The organism is Verrucomicrobium sp. 3C (assembly GCF_000379365.1).
In the GTDB taxonomy this organism is placed as follows: domain Bacteria; phylum Verrucomicrobiota; class Verrucomicrobiia; order Methylacidiphilales; family Methylacidiphilaceae; genus Methylacidimicrobium.
Window position 1 is genome coordinate 1 of sequence record NZ_KB901882.1, and the last position, 1,500, is coordinate 1,500.

The window sequence follows — 1,500 nt, forward strand, 5'->3', positions numbered from 1 at the left end:
GCCGAAACGGAGCGCTTCGGCAACCTGGTGAGGATTCGCCGGCTTGGATTGAATCTCTATGGCAAGAGCGAGGAGCAGGCGAAAGCCGCGATCGGCGATGCGTGCCGGGAGATCGTCCGGGCCTGCACCGAATCGGGCAAGCCGCTCGTGATCAAGCGATTGGATCTTCGTAAGAGGAAGGCCGAACTGGAGTCGGTCGATCCCGTTCGGGCTCGCTCGCTCTCTTCCTTCTCCTACGCCAAGGCGATCTCCATGCTCAAGGCGGCTTCTTTTCGTGCCGGAGTTGAAGTGATCGAAGTCGACCCGGCCTACACTTCCGTGATCGGCGCGGTCAACCACGCGCGCCGTCATGGCATCAGCTCTCACCAGGGCGCGGCCTATGCCGTCGCCCGGAGAGGATTGGGTCGATCCGAGCGCCCGTCCGTGCGGGAGGCCGTCGTGCCGACCCGCAATGGCGGTCATGTCACCTTCGCCCTACCCGCGAGGAATCGGACGAAGCATGTATGGTCGTTCTGGGCGGGCGTCCGGAAGAGACTCAAAGCGGCGCATGCAGCGCATGCCCGGTCGGGAGGCAATCGACTGTCTCCCGCGCCGCTGTCCCCGAAAGCGCGGGCATTGGGCGCTACCCGGACTTTGCCGGCGAAACCCCGGCACGCGAATCGTCGGCAGCACTGTTCGGCCGTCGTCGTGGACGATCTACCCTGGTAGGGAAATGGTTGTCTATGGTTTTAGGAACGGCCTGATCCTGCATGAGAATCGCCAGTTGACCGGAGAGACCGCATGGCGGCTCGGTCAGTGAGCGGGTGACGGGACTCGAACCCGCGACATCAACCTTGGCAAGGTTGCACTCTACCAACTGAGTTACACCCGCAAGACAGCCTCCTACTTTGGTGCGGTGGCCGAGCGGAGGCAAGACGAAAAAATCAAAGGTGTTCGGTCCGCGACGCAAGAGGAGTTTCTCGGAAACAGCGCCCGCCGCTTGACAGAAGGACGGGATATTCTATTTTATCAATCAGTTGATCAATAATTCCGGCGCCTCGGCCGAGCCGCGGCTCCGGCAACCCTTCAAGGAGAAATCAATGGATGTTCGGCCGTTCGCGCTCGATTTCGATCTTGCTCCGTTTCTGTTCTGTATCGACAGCGTCCGCGGTTCGCGGATCGTCCGGGCTGCGGTCGATCTCGGTGTCTTTTCCCAGCTCGCCAAGAAGGCTGGTACCGCGGAGGAGGTGGCGGCTGCGCTCGGCGTCAGCGTGCGGGGAGCCCGGGTGCTCCTGGACAGTCTGACGGCTCTCCAGCTTCTCGGGAAGGCGAAGGGCTCTTACCGGCTCCTGCCGATCGCCGAAGCGCTTCTGGTGCCGGAAAGCCCCGATTACTTGGGGGATCTAGTCCACGGCTCCATCCTGGACGAGGCATGGGACCATCTTGCCGAAGCGGTGAGGAAGGGTGGCCTCGCGGAGGCGGTGGAACCGGTGGAACACCAGAAGCGGGCCGAGGAGTTTT

2 protein-coding genes and 1 tRNA gene are annotated in these 1,500 nt (G+C 62.4%); 2 read left to right on the forward strand and 1 reads right to left on the reverse strand.

Annotated features, from left to right (window positions below; translation table 11 throughout):
* Window positions 1–708 (forward strand): IS200/IS605 family accessory protein TnpB-related protein (locus A37A_RS21660; RefSeq protein ID WP_018292226.1); only part of this gene is annotated, 708 nt, incomplete at its 5' end.
* A gap of 90 nt (window positions 709–798) precedes the next feature.
* On the opposite strand, the gene A37A_RS0114705 is transcribed toward A37A_RS21660, so the two are convergent.
* Window positions 799–871, reverse strand: a tRNA-Gly gene (locus A37A_RS0114705).
* Between the two features lie 208 nt (window positions 872–1,079).
* Between A37A_RS0114705 and A37A_RS0114710 the strand changes: the two genes are divergently transcribed.
* On the forward strand, window positions 1,080–1,500 hold a 421-nt coding region (locus A37A_RS0114710; protein ID WP_020494533.1), incomplete at its 3' end, for a methyltransferase dimerization domain-containing protein.